The 15,368-nt window shown below is 68.9% G+C and carries 17 protein-coding genes; 8 read left to right on the top strand and 9 right to left on the bottom strand.

Annotated elements, in window-relative coordinates; translation table 11 throughout:
- Window positions 1-3 precede the first annotated feature (3 nt).
- The 4 genes from CQ034_RS11640 to CQ034_RS11625 form a co-directional block, all read right to left on the bottom strand.
- On the bottom strand, window positions 4-1,851 hold the full coding sequence (locus tag CQ034_RS11640) for a cytochrome c biogenesis protein ResB (RefSeq protein ID WP_105711156.1): 1,848 nt from the start codon (window positions 1,849-1,851) through the stop codon (window positions 4-6).
- Entirely contained in the window at window positions 1,832-2,617 is a 786-nt protein-coding gene (locus tag CQ034_RS11635) for a cytochrome c biogenesis CcdA family protein (RefSeq protein ID WP_105711155.1), read from the bottom strand. Before CQ034_RS11635 ends, CQ034_RS11640 begins: the two co-directional genes overlap by 20 nt.
- A 16-nt stretch (window positions 2,618-2,633) precedes the next feature.
- Complete coding sequence (locus tag CQ034_RS11630; RefSeq protein WP_105711154.1) at window positions 2,634-3,284, bottom strand: TlpA disulfide reductase family protein; 651 nt, start codon at window positions 3,282-3,284, stop codon at window positions 2,634-2,636.
- Between the two features lie 63 nt (window positions 3,285-3,347).
- A complete protein-coding gene (locus tag CQ034_RS11625) occupies window positions 3,348-3,752 on the bottom strand; it encodes a MerR family transcriptional regulator (RefSeq protein WP_029263873.1) in 405 nt (134 codons plus the stop codon).
- Window positions 3,753-3,808: 56 nt separating this feature from the next.
- Here CQ034_RS11625 and CQ034_RS11620 point away from each other — a divergent pair, with 56 nt between their 5' ends.
- Window positions 3,809-4,702 carry an NAD(P)/FAD-dependent oxidoreductase gene (locus tag CQ034_RS11620; protein WP_105711153.1) on the top strand — a complete coding sequence of 298 codons (894 nt, stop codon included), beginning with the start codon at window positions 3,809-3,811 and terminating at the stop codon, window positions 4,700-4,702.
- A 95-nt stretch (window positions 4,703-4,797) separates the two neighbouring features.
- Here the strand turns inward: CQ034_RS11620 and CQ034_RS11615 are convergent, their stop codons facing one another.
- Window positions 4,798-5,427 carry a histidine phosphatase family protein gene (locus CQ034_RS11615; RefSeq protein WP_105711152.1) on the bottom strand — a complete coding sequence of 210 codons (630 nt, stop codon included), beginning with the start codon at window positions 5,425-5,427 and terminating at the stop codon, window positions 4,798-4,800.
- A gap of 1 nt (window position 5,428) precedes the next feature.
- Complete coding sequence (locus CQ034_RS11610) at window positions 5,429-5,827, bottom strand: DUF5684 domain-containing protein (protein WP_205828997.1); 399 nt, start codon at window positions 5,825-5,827, stop codon at window positions 5,429-5,431.
- A 116-nt stretch (window positions 5,828-5,943) separates the two neighbouring features.
- On the opposite strand from CQ034_RS11610, the gene aspS reads away from it, so the two are divergent.
- A complete protein-coding gene (aspS, locus tag CQ034_RS11605; RefSeq protein ID WP_105711151.1) occupies window positions 5,944-7,725 on the top strand; it encodes an aspartate--tRNA ligase in 1,782 nt (593 codons plus the stop codon).
- A 139-nt stretch (window positions 7,726-7,864) separates the two neighbouring features.
- Here aspS and CQ034_RS11600 read toward each other — a convergent pair whose 3' ends face one another.
- Window positions 7,865-8,692, bottom strand: coding sequence for a TSUP family transporter (locus CQ034_RS11600; protein WP_029263868.1), 828 nt, complete (start codon window positions 8,690-8,692; stop codon window positions 7,865-7,867).
- 66 nt (window positions 8,693-8,758) lie between these two features.
- Between CQ034_RS11600 and CQ034_RS11595 the strand changes: the two genes are divergently transcribed.
- The 6 genes from CQ034_RS11595 to CQ034_RS11570 all read left to right on the top strand — a co-directional run bounded on the left by CQ034_RS11595 (window position 8,759) and on the right by CQ034_RS11570 (window position 13,709).
- Window positions 8,759-9,274 carry a GNAT family N-acetyltransferase gene (locus tag CQ034_RS11595; protein ID WP_105711183.1) on the top strand — a complete coding sequence of 172 codons (516 nt, stop codon included), beginning with the start codon at window positions 8,759-8,761 and terminating at the stop codon, window positions 9,272-9,274.
- Between the two features lie 219 nt (window positions 9,275-9,493).
- Entirely contained in the window at window positions 9,494-10,633 is a 1,140-nt protein-coding gene (locus CQ034_RS11590; RefSeq protein ID WP_105711150.1) for an ABC transporter substrate-binding protein, read from the top strand.
- Window positions 10,630-11,568, top strand: coding sequence for an ABC transporter permease subunit (locus tag CQ034_RS11585; protein WP_105711182.1), 939 nt, complete (start codon window positions 10,630-10,632; stop codon window positions 11,566-11,568). The genes CQ034_RS11590 and CQ034_RS11585 overlap by 4 nt, the downstream gene beginning before the upstream one ends.
- A complete protein-coding gene (locus CQ034_RS11580; RefSeq protein ID WP_105711149.1) occupies window positions 11,565-12,356 on the top strand; it encodes an ABC transporter permease in 792 nt (263 codons plus the stop codon). Before CQ034_RS11585 ends, CQ034_RS11580 begins: the two co-directional genes overlap by 4 nt.
- Window positions 12,353-13,444, top strand: a complete 1,092-nt coding sequence (locus CQ034_RS11575; protein ID WP_105711148.1) for an ABC transporter ATP-binding protein — start codon at window positions 12,353-12,355, stop codon at window positions 13,442-13,444. Before CQ034_RS11580 ends, CQ034_RS11575 begins: the two co-directional genes overlap by 4 nt.
- Before the next feature lie 85 nt (window positions 13,445-13,529).
- Window positions 13,530-13,709 carry a YegP family protein gene (locus CQ034_RS11570; RefSeq protein WP_029263862.1) on the top strand — a complete coding sequence of 60 codons (180 nt, stop codon included), beginning with the start codon at window positions 13,530-13,532 and terminating at the stop codon, window positions 13,707-13,709.
- Between the two features lie 100 nt (window positions 13,710-13,809).
- Here the strand turns inward: CQ034_RS11570 and CQ034_RS11565 are convergent, their stop codons facing one another.
- Both CQ034_RS11565 and CQ034_RS11560 read right to left on the bottom strand, forming a co-directional pair.
- A complete protein-coding gene (locus CQ034_RS11565; protein WP_105711147.1) occupies window positions 13,810-14,565 on the bottom strand; it encodes an amino acid ABC transporter ATP-binding protein in 756 nt (251 codons plus the stop codon).
- Window positions 14,562-15,359 carry an amino acid ABC transporter permease gene (locus tag CQ034_RS11560; protein ID WP_105711146.1) on the bottom strand — a complete coding sequence of 266 codons (798 nt, stop codon included), beginning with the start codon at window positions 15,357-15,359 and terminating at the stop codon, window positions 14,562-14,564. Before CQ034_RS11560 ends, CQ034_RS11565 begins: the two co-directional genes overlap by 4 nt.
- Between the last annotated feature and the right edge of the window lie 9 nt (window positions 15,360-15,368).

The raw sequence follows: 15,368 nt of genomic DNA, 5'->3' as shown, positions 1-15,368 counted from the left end.
GTGTCAGTCTACTTTCCGGGTGTCGGGAGCCGGGGCGTCCGGCGCTGCGGGATCCTCCGCGATGTCGTCGTCGGCGGCATCCGTCTCGGCGCGCACGACGGTGCCGCCCGCCGCGTCGAGGAGTCGGGCGTGACCGGCGACGAGATCGTCTACGGCGGCCGCGAGGGTCGGGTCCTCACCGCGAGCGAGCGCGGCGTATTCCAGCGCGATCTCCCCGTCGTGCGCGGTGGCCTTGACCCACACGCGCCGACGCGGCACGAACAGGGCGATCATGAGCCCGCCGAGCGCCAGCAGCGCGAAGCCGAGCACCCACACACCCGACTCGTCACGGTGGATCTGCAGCGACGCGAATCTCTTCACCGATTCGGAGGAATCCGTCGCCCCGGCCGGAGACTCGTCCTCGAAGGTGACCGAGCCGAGGCCGTTCGGCAGCTGGGCCGTCTGTCCGGGGACGAGCTCGATCGATTCGACGTCGGTGCTGCGACCGGTGAGCTTGGTCATGCCGGTGGTGTCGAGCACGTACACAGAGCGCGGCACGCCCTCGTTGATGCCGAGGTCGCCGGTGTACACATCGAGCGTGAGAGTCGGGTTGGTGAGGTCGCCGTAGGCGGAGAAGAAGGCCCCGCTCTCGAGCACACCCGTCGTCGGGTAGAAGAACCCGACCAGGCCGACCTGTTCGGCGAGGCCGTCCGGAATCTTCAGCACACCGAGCGAGGTCATGTTCGTGTCCTGCGGGAGGAACGGCGTGCTGTTGGTGAAGACCACATTGCCGTCCGGGTCGCGCACGGTCACGGTCGGCGCGTAGCCGTTGCCCAGCAGGAACACGTCGTCGTCGGCCACCCCGAGCGGCTCGTTGACCTTGACGGCCCCCGTACGCTCCTCGCCGTTCTCCTGCACCGTGACATTTGCCGAGAAGTCGCCCGCCTGGCCGGAGCCCGGTTCCCCGAAGGGCTGGTAGGTCACGTCGAACGAGTCGAGGCGCATGGAGTAGGGCGAGAAGGCGTCGTCGGCGACGAAGCGGCCGCGGTTCATCGAGTCGTAGTCGAGCAGGGTGTTCGCGAAGGTCTCGCCTTCGACCAGCACGCGCTGGCCCGTGTAGGAGAAGCCGCCGCCGACACCGACAGTGACCAGCACCCCGACGAGCGCGAGGTGGAAGAGCAGGTTGCCGGTCTCGCGCCAGTATCCGCGCTCGGCGGAGACCGAGAACGTGCGGCCGCGGTCGTAGCGCTCCACGCGGTAGCCGAGAGCCTTGAGCTGCTGGGTGGCGACGTCGATCGACGCGGCGGCTTCTGCCTCGGCGTCGCCCGTCTTCGTTCCCGAGTCGGCAGCGGGATCGCGCGTGACGGCACGGTAGTCCTCGAGCCGCTGCAATCGCGCGGGAGTGCGCGGGGGACGGGCGCGCAGCGCCTTGGCGTGGTGCTTGATGCGCGGGATCACGCAGCCGACGAGCGAGGCGAACAGCAGCAGGTAGATCGCCGAGAACCACGGCGACAGGTACACGTCGAACATCTTGAGTCCGTCGAGCACCGGGAAGAGATCCGGGTTGTCGCGTTCCCACTGCGTGACGCCGTTCGGGTCGGCCATGCGCTGCGGGAAGATCGAGCCGGGGATCGCCGCGATCGCGAGCACGAGCAGCAGCACCAGCGCCGTGCGCATCGACGTCAGCTGCCGCCAGCCCCAGCGCAGCCAGCCGACGAAGCCGAGACGCGGCTGGGTGATCGAGTCGTCGCCGTCGACGTGGTCGGACGGGCGGAGCGGATCGCTGGAGTCGCTGTTCACGGCACCCTTGTTCTTCGTGGTGGTCTTCTCGGGGCGGGTCTTCTCGGAGTGGTCAGAGCGGGAGGATGACACTGCCCATCACCGCCGTCAGTCGAGACATGATGTCGGTCCACAGGCCGGTGACCATCAGGATGCCGAGCAGGATCAGCAGCACCCCTCCGATGACGTTGACCACGCGGATGTGGCGGCGGAGGAAGCCGATCGCCTTCGTCGCCCAGCCGAAACCGAGTGCGACGAGCAGGAACGGGATGCCGAGCCCGAGCGAGTAGGCGAGCCCGAGGAACCCCGCGCGCACCGGGTCGCCGGCGTTGAACGACAGCGCGAAGATCGCCGTGAGCGTCGGGCCCAGGCACGGCGCCCAGCCGATGCCGAGCGCGATGCCCAGCAGCGGAGCGCCGATGATGCCGGCCTTCGAGTCCACGTGGAAGCGCAGCTCGCGCTGCGCGAAGCCGAACAGGCCGAGGAAGACCAGGCCCATGGCGATGATCACGACACCGAGGATGCGCGTGATGATCTCGCCCCACTGCAGCAGGAAGACGCTCGCCACGCCCCCGAGAGCGGTGATGGAGACGAAGACCAGGCTGAAGCCGAAGATGAAGAGCAGCACGCCGAGGACGAGCCGGCCGCGAGTCGCGGTCTCGGCCGTCTGCGTCGTGGCGCGCCCTTCGCCGTCGGCGGCGACGGCCGGACGGGGGGCCACGGCCCCCCCGAGGAAGCCGAGGTAGCCGGGCACGAGCGGCAGCACGCACGGAGACAGGAACGAGACGAGTCCCGCCAGCATCGCGACCGGGATCGCGATCCACAGGGCCCCGGAGCCGATGATCGCTTCGGGGTTCACAACGCTACCGGGGTGTTCACGAGTCCTCCGCGAGCGCGTCCTTGACGAGCGTCGAGAGGATCGAGGGGCCGTCGATCGGGCCGATGATGCGCGCGGCGACACGGCCCTGCTTGTCGAGCACGAGCGTGGTCGGGGTGGCAGCGATCGGCGTGACCTTCGCGAACGCGAGCTTGGCCTCGGCCGTGTCGACGTCGATCAGGCTCGGGTACGTGATGTCGTACTCGTCGGCGAACGCGACGGCGGTGTCGGCCTGGTCGCGGGTGTTGATGCCGACGAACGAGACGTCTTCGTCGGAGAAGTCCTGCCACACGGCCTCCAGATCGGCGGCTTCGAGGCGACACGGCGCGCACCCGGCGTACCAGAAGTTGACGACCGTGACGTTGCCGGCGATGTCGGCACTGTCGAACTTCTCGCCGGTCTCGGTGACGCCACCGAACTCCACGGGTTCGTCGCGCTCGGCGACGGGGATCTCGACGATCGCGCCGTCGGCCGCGACGTAGCCGGTGTTCTCGCCACTCAGGAAGGATTGGCTGACCGGATCAGGAGCGCAGGCGCTCAGACCGATGGCGAGCACCGCAGCGAGCGCGGCACCGACCGCACGGCGTGAACGCCGGGTGCGGGAGGAGCGGCCGCTGCGGATCTGACGGACCGTCGAATCGCGTGGCACGACTCCGAGTTTACGCAGAGGATCCTATGCACGAGGTGGATGCGGAAGGGCCTGAGACCCCGGTCAGAACCGCGCCAGGACGTCGTCGACGCCGGCCCGGAACCGCGGACAGGTCGCGATGTCATGAGCCCGGCAGCCCATCGCATGCTCGGTCATCTCGCGTGACCGGCGCATCTCCTCCATGCGCCGATCGAGGTCGTCCAGATGCTGTTGCAGCACCTGATGCCGCCCCGCACTTCCGTCGTCGAGCAGCACGGCGATCTGGTCGAGCGTCATCCCGGCGGCCTTGCTGCGCTGGATCACGGCGATGCGGACGACCTCGTCCTCGCCGTAGCGGCGGCGACCGGCAGAGTCACGCGGCGGCCGCAGCAGACCCACCGACTCCCAGTGCCGCAGCACGTTCGTGGGTAGCTCGAAACGGGCAGCGACATCGCCGACGGACCACGGATGCTCAGCGCTTGACTTCATGGTGACATGAAGTCACAGACTGGCGGAGAACGCAACATCCATCGGGAAGGACCACCATGTACGACGCCATCGTGATCGGCGCAGGACCGGCAGGACTGCAGGCTGCTCTGACCCTCGGACGCATGCACCGCTCGACGCTGCTCCTCGATTCGGGCGAGTACCGCAACGGCACCGTCCTGCACATGCACAACATGGTCGGCGAAGACGGTGCCCCGCCGGTGGAGTTCCGCGCCACCGCCCGCGCCGAGCTCGCCGCCTACGCCGACGTGGAGGTCCGCGACACCGGTGCGACCGGCATCTCCGGAAGCACGGAGGCGTTCCAGGTCGCCCTCGCCGACGGCTCGACCGTCGACGGGCGTCGGGTGATCCTCGCCACGGGCGTCGCGGACGATCTGCCCGCCGTCCCCGGATTGCACGATCTGTGGGGCACGCTCGCGTTCAGCTGCCCGTTCTGCGACGGGCACGAGCACGCGGGCAAGGCCATCGGCATCCTCGGCGCCGCTCCTCGAGCCGAGCACCTCATCGGGCTACTCGGTCGCTTCGTCGGCGACATCACCGTCTTCCCCGTCGACGAGGCGTTCGCCGACGAAGACGTGAGGGGGCTGGAGTCGAAGGGCGCACGGGTGAGCAGCACCCCGGTCGTCTCGGTAGAGAAGGACACCGAGGGCGTGCGGATCCGCACGGACGACGGCGAGCGCGTGGTGGCCGGCATCTTCGTGGCCGCGGGATCGATGCGTCAGCGGGCGCCGTTCGCCGCGGACCTCGGGCTGGCGATGCTCGAGTCCGGCTCGATCGAGATCGACGAGTTCGGCCGCACCTCGATCCCGGGCGTCTTCGCCGCCGGTGACCTCGCCCACCGCGCCAGCCTCCCCGGCCCGATGGCGTCGGTGCTGCTCGCGGCCGCCGCCGGTCAGCTCGCGGCGGTCGGCATCATCCAGTCACTCGCCTGAGCGGGACGTTTCGTCTCGTCGCTGCGCTCCTCGCTCAACGACCGATTCGGTCGTTGAGCGAGCGCAGCGAGACGAAATGCCCACGCGAACGAAAGTCAGACCGCGCCGACGTCGACGGCGGAGCCCGTCGCGGCGGGCTCCGCGTAGGCCACCTCGCGCCACACATCACCGACCCGCTCGAACGAGGTGACGCTCGACAGCGCGCAGCGACGGGTGCGCGGGTCGTGCCGCAACGGCAGACCCGCGACCCGGAGGTGCGTGATCCAGATCGGCGCCTGGTGCGAGACCATCACGAGGTCCCCCTCCGGCGCCGCATCCCAGGCCTCGTTCATCACGCTGAGCATCCGCTCCGCGATCGAGGTGTACGGCTCGCCCCAGCTCGGCACCGAAGGCTGGCGCAGATGCCACCAGTTCATCGGGTTCATCAGGGAGCGACGCATCTGCGTGCCCTCGAACACGTTGGCCGGCTCGATCAGGCGGATGTCCGTCTCGGGCACGAGGCCGAACCGCTCGGCGAACGGCTCCGCCGACTCCTGCGCCCGCTCGAGAGGCGAGGCGTACAGCGCGACGACGGGACGATCGAGCGATCCCACGTGATCGGCCGCAGCCGCCGCCATCCCCCGGCCGGCCTTGCTCAGGTGATAGTCGGGAAGCCGCCCGTAGAGCACGCGAGCAGGGTTGTGCACCTCACCGTGTCGGACGAGGTGCAGACGAGACGCCGTCATGTCACGCCTTGCGGTAGCGGGAGTCGCCGAAACCGAGGATGAAGTATCCGATGAACGAGAACACGAAGAGCAGGAAGAACGAGAAGACCCCGCCCTTGCCGAAGCGCGCGCCGACCTTGACGGCGACGACGATCGCGAGCACCACGTTGGCGATCGGCACCAGATAGAGCAGCACCCACCAGCCCGACATCCCGGCGATCCGCAGCAGGAAGATCGCGTTGACGATCGGGATGAGGGCGAGGATGCCGGGGTATCCGGCCTTGGTGAACACCTTCCACCACGCGACGGCCAGGAGGATGTAGAAGATCAGCGCCACCACGCCGGAGGTTCCGGAGAAGATCTGGCTGACGAAGTCGGGGACGACCGGGACGTCGGCCGCGGGGACGAGGGCGAGATTCATGGGGCACCTTCCGTTCACAGCCACCCTACTGATCGATCGCCCACCCCGCCGGGAGGAGCCGCGCACCCCCGTAGAATGGCCGGGTTCCCCATTTCCCAGATCAGAAGGAATACTCCGTGCTTCGCACCCACTCGGCAGGCTCTCTGCGAGCCGAGCACATCGGTCAGACCGTCACCCTCTCGGGTTGGGTCGACCGCCGTCGTGACCACGGAGGAGTCGCTTTCATCGATCTGCGGGATGCCTCGGGCATCGCCCAGGTCGTCATCCGCGACGAGGAGATCGCCCACCCGCTGCGCAACGAGTTCGTCCTGAAGGTGACCGGCGAGGTGTCGCGACGCCCCGAGGGCAACGCGAACCCGAACCTGCCGACCGGCGAGATCGAGCTCATCGCGACCGACGTCGAGGTGCTCAACGAGTCCGCGCCGCTCCCCTTCCAGGTCTCCACGGCTGTCGCCGACACCGAGACCGTCGGCGAGGAAGCCCGCCTCAAGTACCGCTACCTCGACCTGCGTCGTCCTGCCCAGGCAGCGAACCTGCGCCTGCGCTCGAACGTCTACAAGGCGATCCGCGACGTGCTGCACGCCGAGGACTTCACCGAGGTCGAGACGCCGACGCTCACGCGCTCGACCCCGGAGGGCGCCCGCGACTTCCTGGTGCCGGCACGTCTGAGCCCGGGCAGCTGGTACGCCCTGCCGCAGTCGCCGCAGCTGTTCAAGCAGCTGCTGATGGTCGGCGGCGTGGAGAAGTACTTCCAGATCGCGCGCTGCTACCGCGACGAGGACTTCCGCGCCGACCGCCAGCCCGAGTTCACGCAGCTCGACATCGAGATGAGCTTCGTCGACCAGGAAGACGTCATCACGCTGATGGAGTCGCTCATCGTCGCGATGTGGAAGACGATCGGCGTCGAGGTCGCGACCCCGCTCCCGCGCATCACGTACGCCGACGCCATGGCCAAGTACGGCTCCGACAAGCCCGACCTGCGCTTCGGCCTCGAGCTCGTCGAGGCGACCGAGTACTTCCAGGACACCCCGTTCCGCGTGTTCCAGGCGGAGTACGTCGGTGCGGTCCGCATGCCCGGTGGTGCGAGCCAGCCGCGCAAGCAGCTCGACGCCTGGCAGGACTGGGCGAAGCAGCGCGGTGCGCGTGGCCTCGCCTACGTGCTGTTCAACGAGGACGGTTCGCTCGGCGGCCCGGCCGCGAAGAACCTGTCCGAGGCGGAGCAGGCCGGACTCGCCGCCTTCGTGGGCGCTGAGCCGGGCGACTGCGTGTTCTTCGCCGCCGGTTCCACCAAGGAGAGCCGCGCGCTGCTCGGCGCCGCCCGCGTCGAGATCGGTCGCCGCCTCGGCTACCTGAACCCGGACGAGTTCGCGTTCACCTGGGTCGTCGACGCTCCGATGTTCGAGCCGGCCGCCGACGCCGTCGCCTCGGGCGACGTGGCCGTGGGCGCGGGCGCCTGGACTGCCGTGCACCACGCGTTCACCGGTCCGAAGCCCGAGTTCCAGGACACGTTCGACACCGACCCCGGATCGGCCCTCGCCTACGCGTACGACATCGTGTGCAACGGCTCCGAGCTCGGCGGCGGCTCGATCCGCATCCACCGCGAAGACGTGCAGAAGCGCGTGTTCGAGGTCATGGGCATCAGCGATGAGCAGGCCGACGAGCAGTTCGGCTTCCTGCTCGACGCGTTCAAGTTCGGCGCTCCGCCGCACGGCGGGATCGCGCTCGGCATGGACCGCGTGCTGCAGCACCTGTCCAAGACCGAGTCGATCCGCGAGGTCATCGCGTTCCCGAAGTCCGGCAACGGCTTCGACCCGCTGACGTCCGCTCCCGCGCCCATCACCGACGCGCAGCGCGCCGAGGCCGGCGTCGACTTCGAGCCGGAGGACGACGAGGCCTGACGACCGTTTCGTCTCGCTCCGCTCGCTCAACGACCGGGTTCCTCCCAGGGGCCTCGGTCGTTGATCGAGGAGCGCAACGCCCAGCCAACGCCAACCTCGGTCGTTGAGCGAGGAGCGCAGCGACGAGACGAAACGCCGTTCAGCCGAGGAGCGCGAGCACGGGGACGATGTTCTCGTTCCACACGTCGACCCCGAGCTTGGCGATCAGGCCGACCACGACCACCAGGAAGACGACGCGGATGAAGGTCGTCCCCCGCGAGATCGCCATCCGCGACCCCAGGTAACTGCCCGCGACGTTCGCCACCGCGAGGATGCCGCCCAGCAGCCACAGCACCGCCCCGTGCGGGATGAACAGCATCAGCGCGCCCGCGTTCGTCGCGAGGTTCACGATCTTCGCCTTCGCGCTCGCCTGCAGGAAGTCGTAGCCGAGCAGGGCGACGAGCGTGATGACGAGGAAGGTGCCGGTGCCGGGGCCGATCATCCCGTCGTAGAACCCGATGCCGAGCCCGGCGGCACCCGCCATGATGTGGTGTTTGTGCCCGTGGTACCGCAGCTTCGTCGCCGCGCCCATCTGCGGCCGGAACGCGGTGAACAGAGCGACGACCAGCAGGGCGATCACGATGATGGGCTTGAACGCGGCGGGCGGCAGTACGGTCGCGACGGCCGCGCCCCCGAACGAGCCGAGGAACGCGATCGCCGCCATCGGCAAGGCCGTGCGGATGTCGGGTTTGGCGCGGCGGTAGTAGGTGACGCTGCTGGTCGCGGTGCCGAAGACGGAGGCGAGCTTGTTGGTCGCCAGCGCCTGCACGGGCGAGATGCCGGGGATCAGCAGCAGCGCCGGCAGCTGCAGCAGACCTCCCCCGCCGACGACCGCATCGATCCAGCCGGCGCAGAACGCGGCGATGACGACGAGGAGGAGCATCCCCCAGGTGAGCTGCTCCAGTCCGAGCACGGCGCCGATATCCACTCGGCCATGATTCCAGAGAGTCGGCCGCACGCCGGCATCCGCTCCGCCCGCTGGCAGACTGGTCGCATGCTCGACGCCCTCCCACTGCCCCACTCGTTCGACTCGCGCATCGGGACGGCCGTGCTCCGCCGTGCGGTGGTCGATGACGCGGATGCCGTGATCGCGTTGCTCGCGGACGACCCGATCAGCGCGGCGCGGGGCGATGTGGCATCCGACGAGGATCGCCCCGTGTACGCTCAGGCCCTCACCGAGATCCTGGCCGAGCCCTCGAACGATCTGCTCGTCGTCGAGCTCGACGGCGCGGTCGTCGGCACGCTGCAGCTCACCTCGATCCCCGGGATGTCACGCCGCGGCGCGCGGCGACTGCTGGTCGAGGCGGTACGCGTGCACAGCGGTCTGCGGTCGTCGGGCATCGGATCCGCGGTGATGCGCTGGGTGGGTGAGGCGGCGGCCCCCGCTGTCGGCGCGTCGATGGTGCAGCTCACCTCGGATGCCGCCCGCACCGACGCCCACCGCTTCTACGAGCGCCTCGGCTACGTGGGCTCGCACCGCGGCTTCAAGTACAACGTCCCGCAGGCCTGACCCGCGCTTCCCTCGGCCGATCGCAGCGTCCTCGGCCTGATTCTCGGATTCTGGCCGAGCGCAGCGCGGAAGGCCGAGCGAACCGCGCCCCGCACCCGTCCCGCCACCGCAACGACACTCGCCGTTCACCCGGCCCGGGATGGTCGGCAACCTGCGCCTCATAGTGTCCTCTCGCAACCCGAAACCGGCGCACCCCCGCCGGACACCGAGAGGACACTCATGGCTCGCTTCACCCGCCGCGCGCGCATCGGCGCCGGCATCGCCCTGGCCACCACGGCCGTACTCGCGCTGACCTCCTGCGCGTCCGCCACCGACGCACCGGCTTCGAGCAGCGAGGGGGTCGATGCCGCCGCGGCCACGTCCGTGGAGGACTTCGGCACGTTCGCCGATCTCGAGGCCGCTGCCAAGGAGGAGGGGTCGCTCAACGTCATCGCCCTTCCCCGCGACTGGGCGAACTACGGCGAGATCCTCGACCTGTTCGCCGAGAAGTACCCCGAGATCACGATCAACGAGGCCTCGCCCGACGTCTCCAGTGCCGAGGAGATCCAGGCCGCCGAGACCAACAAGGGCCTCGACACCGCGCCCGACGTGTTCGACCTCGGTCTGACCGTCGCACTGCAGAACACCGACACGTTCGCTCCCTACAAGGTGCAGACGTGGGACGAGATCCCCGACGAGCTCAAGGAGCCGACCGGACTCTTCGTCGGCGACTACGGCGGATACATGTCGATCGGCTACGACTCGTCGAAGTTCGATGCGCCCGCCGAGCTCGCCGACCTGCTGTCGCCCGACTACAAGGGCGCCGTCGCGATCAACGGCGACCCGACCCAGGCCGGCGCCGCGTTCGCCGCCGTGGGCCTCGCCACCGTGCAGTCCGACGGCACGCTCGATGACTTCCAGCCCGGCATCGACTTCTTCTCGGACATGCAGAAGGCCGGCAACCTGCTCAAGGTGGATGTCACCACGGCGACCATCGCGAGCGGCGAGACCCCGGTCGTCTTCGACTGGGACTACCTGAACGCCTCGCACACGGCCGACAACGAGGACTGGAAGGTCGTCGTGCTCGACGGCACCGGATACGCCGGCTACTACAACCAGGCCATCAACGTCGACGCCCCGAACCCGGCGGCGGCCCGCCTGTGGCAGGAGTTCCTCTACAGCGACGAGGTGCAGAACCTCTGGCTGAAGGGTGGCGCGCGTCCGGTGCGCATGGAGGCCATGACCGAGGCGGGAACGATCGACGCCGACCTCGCGGCCGCGCTCCCCGAGGCTCCCGAGGAGACCGTGGTGCCGACCGAGGAGCAGTCGACGAACGCCGGCACGCTGCTCGGTGAGAAGTGGGCCGCGGCCGTCCAGTGACGACCATCTCCGCACCGGGGGTGGATGCTGCGGCATCCGCCCCCGCCACGGCCGCCGGGCCTTCGCCACACGCGAAGGCCCGGCGGTCCGGCCCGTCCCCCGCGTGGCTCGGGCTCGTCCCGTTCGCGGCCTACGTCCTGCTGTTCCTCGCCGTGCCGACCATCCTCGCGATCGGCTCCGGCTTCTTCGACGGCGACGGCGCCTTCACCTGGACCAACGTCGCGGCCCTCGCCGACCCGGTCGTGCTGAACACCTTCGCGAACTCCGCCTGGCTCTCCCTGGTCACGGCCGTCGTCGGCGCGGTCGTCGGCGCGCTCGTCTGCTACGCCCTCCTCGGCATGAACCCCGACGGGGCGATGCGCCAGTCGGTGGATGCTGCGGCCGGCGTGCTCGCGCAGTTCGGCGGGGTCATGCTGGCGTTCGCCTTCATCGCCACGATCGGCATCCAGGGCGTCGTCACCCTGTTCCTTCAGGACTCGTTCGGCATCGACATCTTCGCGAACGGCGCCTGGTTGTACGAGCTGCCCGGGCTGATCCTGCCCTACATCTACTTCCAGATCCCGCTCATGGCCATCACCTTCATGCCCGCCCTCGCCGCGCTCAAGCCGCAGTGGGCCGAGGCCAACCTCACGCTCGGCGGTAGCCGCTCCAGCTTCTGGCTGCGCATCGGCTTCCCCGTGCTCGCCCCCTCGTTCCTCGCCAGCCTGCTGCTGCTGTTCGCCAACGCCTTCTCCTCTTATGCGACGGCCGCCGCTCTCGCGAGCCAGGGTTCGCAGATCGTGCCGCTGCAGATCCGCACCGCACTCACGAGCGAGACGCTGCTCGGGCGGGAGAACCTCGCCGGAGCCCTCGCACTCGGCATGATCGTCGTGGTGGCGGTCGTGATGTCCCTGTACTCGCTCATCCAGCGCCGCGCCGCCCGGTGGCAGTCATGAATCGCTTCGGTCCCTCTCGCACGACTCGGTGGGTCATCGGCATCCTCGTCGGCGCGTTCTTCGCCATCCCCCTCGCCTCGACCTTCCTGTTCACGCTCCGCGGGAAGGAAGGACCGACTCTCGAACACTGGGCCGCCCTCTTCGATCCGGCCGCCTCCGCCGCGATAAAGCCGATCTGGACGGGCCTGGGCAACTCGCTCATCCTCGCCGTCGTCACGGTCGTGATCGTGCTGCTCCTGTTGGCGCCGACCATGATCCTGGTCAACCTGCGCTTCCCGAAGCTCAAGCCCGCATTCGAGTTCGCGGCGCTGCTGCCGATCTCGATCCCCGCGATCGTACTCGTCGTCGGGCTCGCGCCCCTCTATCTGCAGATCGGGCGGACGCTGGGCACGGGCACCTGGACCCTCGCGTTCGCCTACGGCATCACCGTTCTCCCCTACGCCTCCCGATCGATCCAGGCCTCGATCGATGCCGCCGACCTGCGCACCCTCTCCGAAGCGGCGCGCTCACTCGGCGCGAGCTGGCCGACCGTGATCCTGAAGGTGCTGGCGCCGAACCTCCGGCAGGGACTCCTCGCGGCATCGCTGATCTCGATCGCCGTCGTGCTGGGCGAGTTCACGATCGCCTCGCTCCTGAACCGCCCGGTGTTCCAGACCGCCATGGTCGTCGTGCAGAAGCAGGATCCCTACGCGCCGGCGATCTTCACCCTGCTGGCGCTGGCGTTCGTCTTCCTTCTGCTCCTCCTCATCGGCCGCGTCGCCCGCGGCACCGGAAAGGCCCGCTCATGACCCTCGATCAGGCGCTGCCGCGCACCAAGGACAACCTGCTCCTGGCACGAGCCGGTGAGGGGACCCGCGTCGAACTGCAGGGCATCGTGAAGAGCTACGCCGGCACGCGCGTGCTGCACGGGGTGGACCTCGACATCGCGCCCGGCGAGTTCGTCTCGCTGCTCGGCCCGTCGGGATGCGGCAAGACGACGCTGCTCCGGGTGCTCGCCGGGCTCGAGGGCGCCGACGAGGGTGCGGTGCTGCTCGGGGGCGGTGACGTGTCGCGTGTGCCGACGAACAGACGCGACATCGGCATGGTCTTCCAGTCGTACTCGCTGTTCCCGCATCTGCGGGTGGTCGACAACACGGCATTCGGTCTGCGGCGGCGCGGCATCGGCAGGCAGGAGGCGCAGAAGCGCGCGCTCGATGCCCTCGCGCTGGTCGGCCTGGCGGACTTCGCCGACCGCTTCCCGCACCAGCTCTCCGGCGGGCAACAGCAGCGGGTCGCGCTCGCGCGGGCTCTCGTGACCGAGCCCAAGGTGCTTCTGCTCGACGAGCCGCTGTCGGCACTGGACGCCAAGGTGCGCGTGCAGCTGCGCGATGAGATCCGCCGCATCCAGCTGCGCCTCGGCATCACGACGGTCTTCGTCACGCACGACCAGGAGGAGGCGCTGGCCGTCTCCGACCGGATCGCCGTGATGAACGCGGGGCGGATCGAGCAGATCGGCTCTCCCGAGCAGTTGTACACGACCCCTTCGACGGCGGGGGTCGCGGCCTTCGTGGGGCTCTCCAGCGTCGTCTCGGGTGTTGCCGAGGGCGATCATGTGCTGGTGTGGGGGCAGCGCCTGCCGCTGCAGTCGCCGGCAGACGGCCCGGTCGATGTGTACCTCCGACCGGAGAACGTCCACTTCGCGTCGGAGGCGGATGCCGCCACCGACGCCCTGGTCGAGGAGAGCACCTTCCTCGGCAGCATGCGCCGCACCCTCGTCCGCACCGAGTCGGGCGAGCTCGTCCGGGTGCAGCACGCCCCCGGCATCCATCCCTCATTCGGCGACCGGGTGCGCATCGCCGTCGCCCCGGAGCCGGTCGCGGTGCACCCGCGCGGGTGAAGCCGCCCTTCCCACCGATATACCGGGACCGCTAGCGTGAGCCGCGAGGGCGGGTTCCCTCCATCCGAAAGAGAAAGGACGCCTCATGGCAGGCACGTTCGAGCTGTACACCGACAAGTCCGGTGAGTACCGGTTCCGTCTGAAGGCCGGCAACGGCGAGGTCATCGCGACGGGTGAGGGCTACTCGTCGAAGTCCGGCGCGCTGAACGGCATCGACGCCGTCCGCCGCAACGCCGCCGACGCCGAGGTCGTCGAGGTCGACTAGCTCGAGAGCCCACTTCACGACGAGACCCCCTGGTGCAGACGTCTGCACCAGGGGGTCTCTTCGTGAAGGCGGGGCCTCGGCGGACCGTGCCGCCGCAACCTCAGAGCACGCGCGCCAGGAAGTCCTTCGTGCGCGGATGCTGCGGGTTCGCGAGCACCTCGCGCGGGTCTCCTTCTTCGATGATGTGTCCGCCGTCCATGAAGATCAGGCGCGAGCCGACCTCCCGCGCGAAGCCCATCTCGTGCGTGACGACGAGCATCGTCATCCCCTCGTCGGCCAGTGAGCGCATGACCTGCAGCACCTCGCCGACCAGCTCGGGGTCCAGTGCCGAGGTCGGCTCGTCGAACAGCATCATGTCCGGGTTCATGCACAGCGCACGCGCGATCGCGACGCGCTGCTGCTGCCCGCCGGACAGGTGTCCGGGGTAGGCATCCGACTTCTCGGACAGTCCCACGCGCTCGAGCATGGCGCGCGCGATCAGCTCTGCTTCCTTCTTCGAGCGCTTCTTCACCCGCTGCTGGGCGACCGTGAGGTTGCCGAGCACATCCAGGTGCGGGAAGAGGTTGAAGCTCTGGAACACCATGCCGATGCGCGTGCGCACACCGTCGATGTCGACGTCGGGATCGGTGATGTCGATCCCCTCGATCAGCACCTTGCCGGCGGTCGGCTCCTCGAGCAGGTTCACCGACCGCAGCAACGTCGACTTGCCGGAGCCCGATGGTCCGATCACGCAGACGACCTCGCCCCGGGTGACGGTGAGGTCGATGCCCTTGAGCACCTCGTTGTCGCCGAACGACTTCACGAGCCCCTGCACATCGATCGCGGGGGCATGCACATCGATCAGTTCGGTGATCATCGCTGCCTCGCCATCCGACGCTCCAGCCACGCGCTGAAGCGCGTGAGCGGGATCGTCACGATCAGGTACAGGATCGCCGCCATGATCAGCGGCGTTCCGTTCGCGTTCTGGGTGCTCGCGTCACGCACGAAGTTCGTGAGCTCTTTCGACCAGATGAAGGACCCGGCGATGAACAGCAGCGAGGTGTCCTTCAGCAGCAGCACGAACTCGTTGGTGAGCGGCGGGATGATGATCCGGAACCCCTGCGGCACGACGATCCAGAAGGTCGTCTTCATGGGCGACATACCCAGCGACCGCGCGGCCTCCGTCTGCCCCTTCGGGACCGCCTGGATGCCGGCGCGGATCGTCTCGGCCATGTACGCCGAGGCGACGAGGATGAGACCGACGAGACCGAGCACGACCGGTCCGCCGAGCTTCGACCCGGGAACGCCCACGGCGATCGGCAGGATGTAGGCGATACCGAAGATCGTGAGGATCGCGGGGAGTCCACGGAACAGCTCGATCCAGCACGTCGCGATCCAGCGGAACGGGGCGATGACCGACAGCTTCATCAGGGCCAGCAGCACACCGAGCAGCAGGCCGCCGACGAACGCCACGGCCGTGAACCACAGGGTGTTCACGAGTGCGGTCGTGATGATCCCGGGGAACATCTTCGCCGCGACCGCGGGGTTGAAGAACAGCGGTCCGATCTTCGCCCAGTCGGTGGTCACGATCGCCCAGACGGCGATCACGATCAGCACCGCATAGACCGAGTACCGATACAGCTTGCTCTTGGTGGTACGCCTCAACGCCATCGTCGAGGT

Source organism: Microbacterium sp. MYb45 (assembly GCF_002979655.1).
Taxonomy (GTDB): domain Bacteria; phylum Actinomycetota; class Actinomycetes; order Actinomycetales; family Microbacteriaceae; genus Microbacterium.
This window is presented reverse-complemented; position numbering and strand designations above follow the sequence as displayed.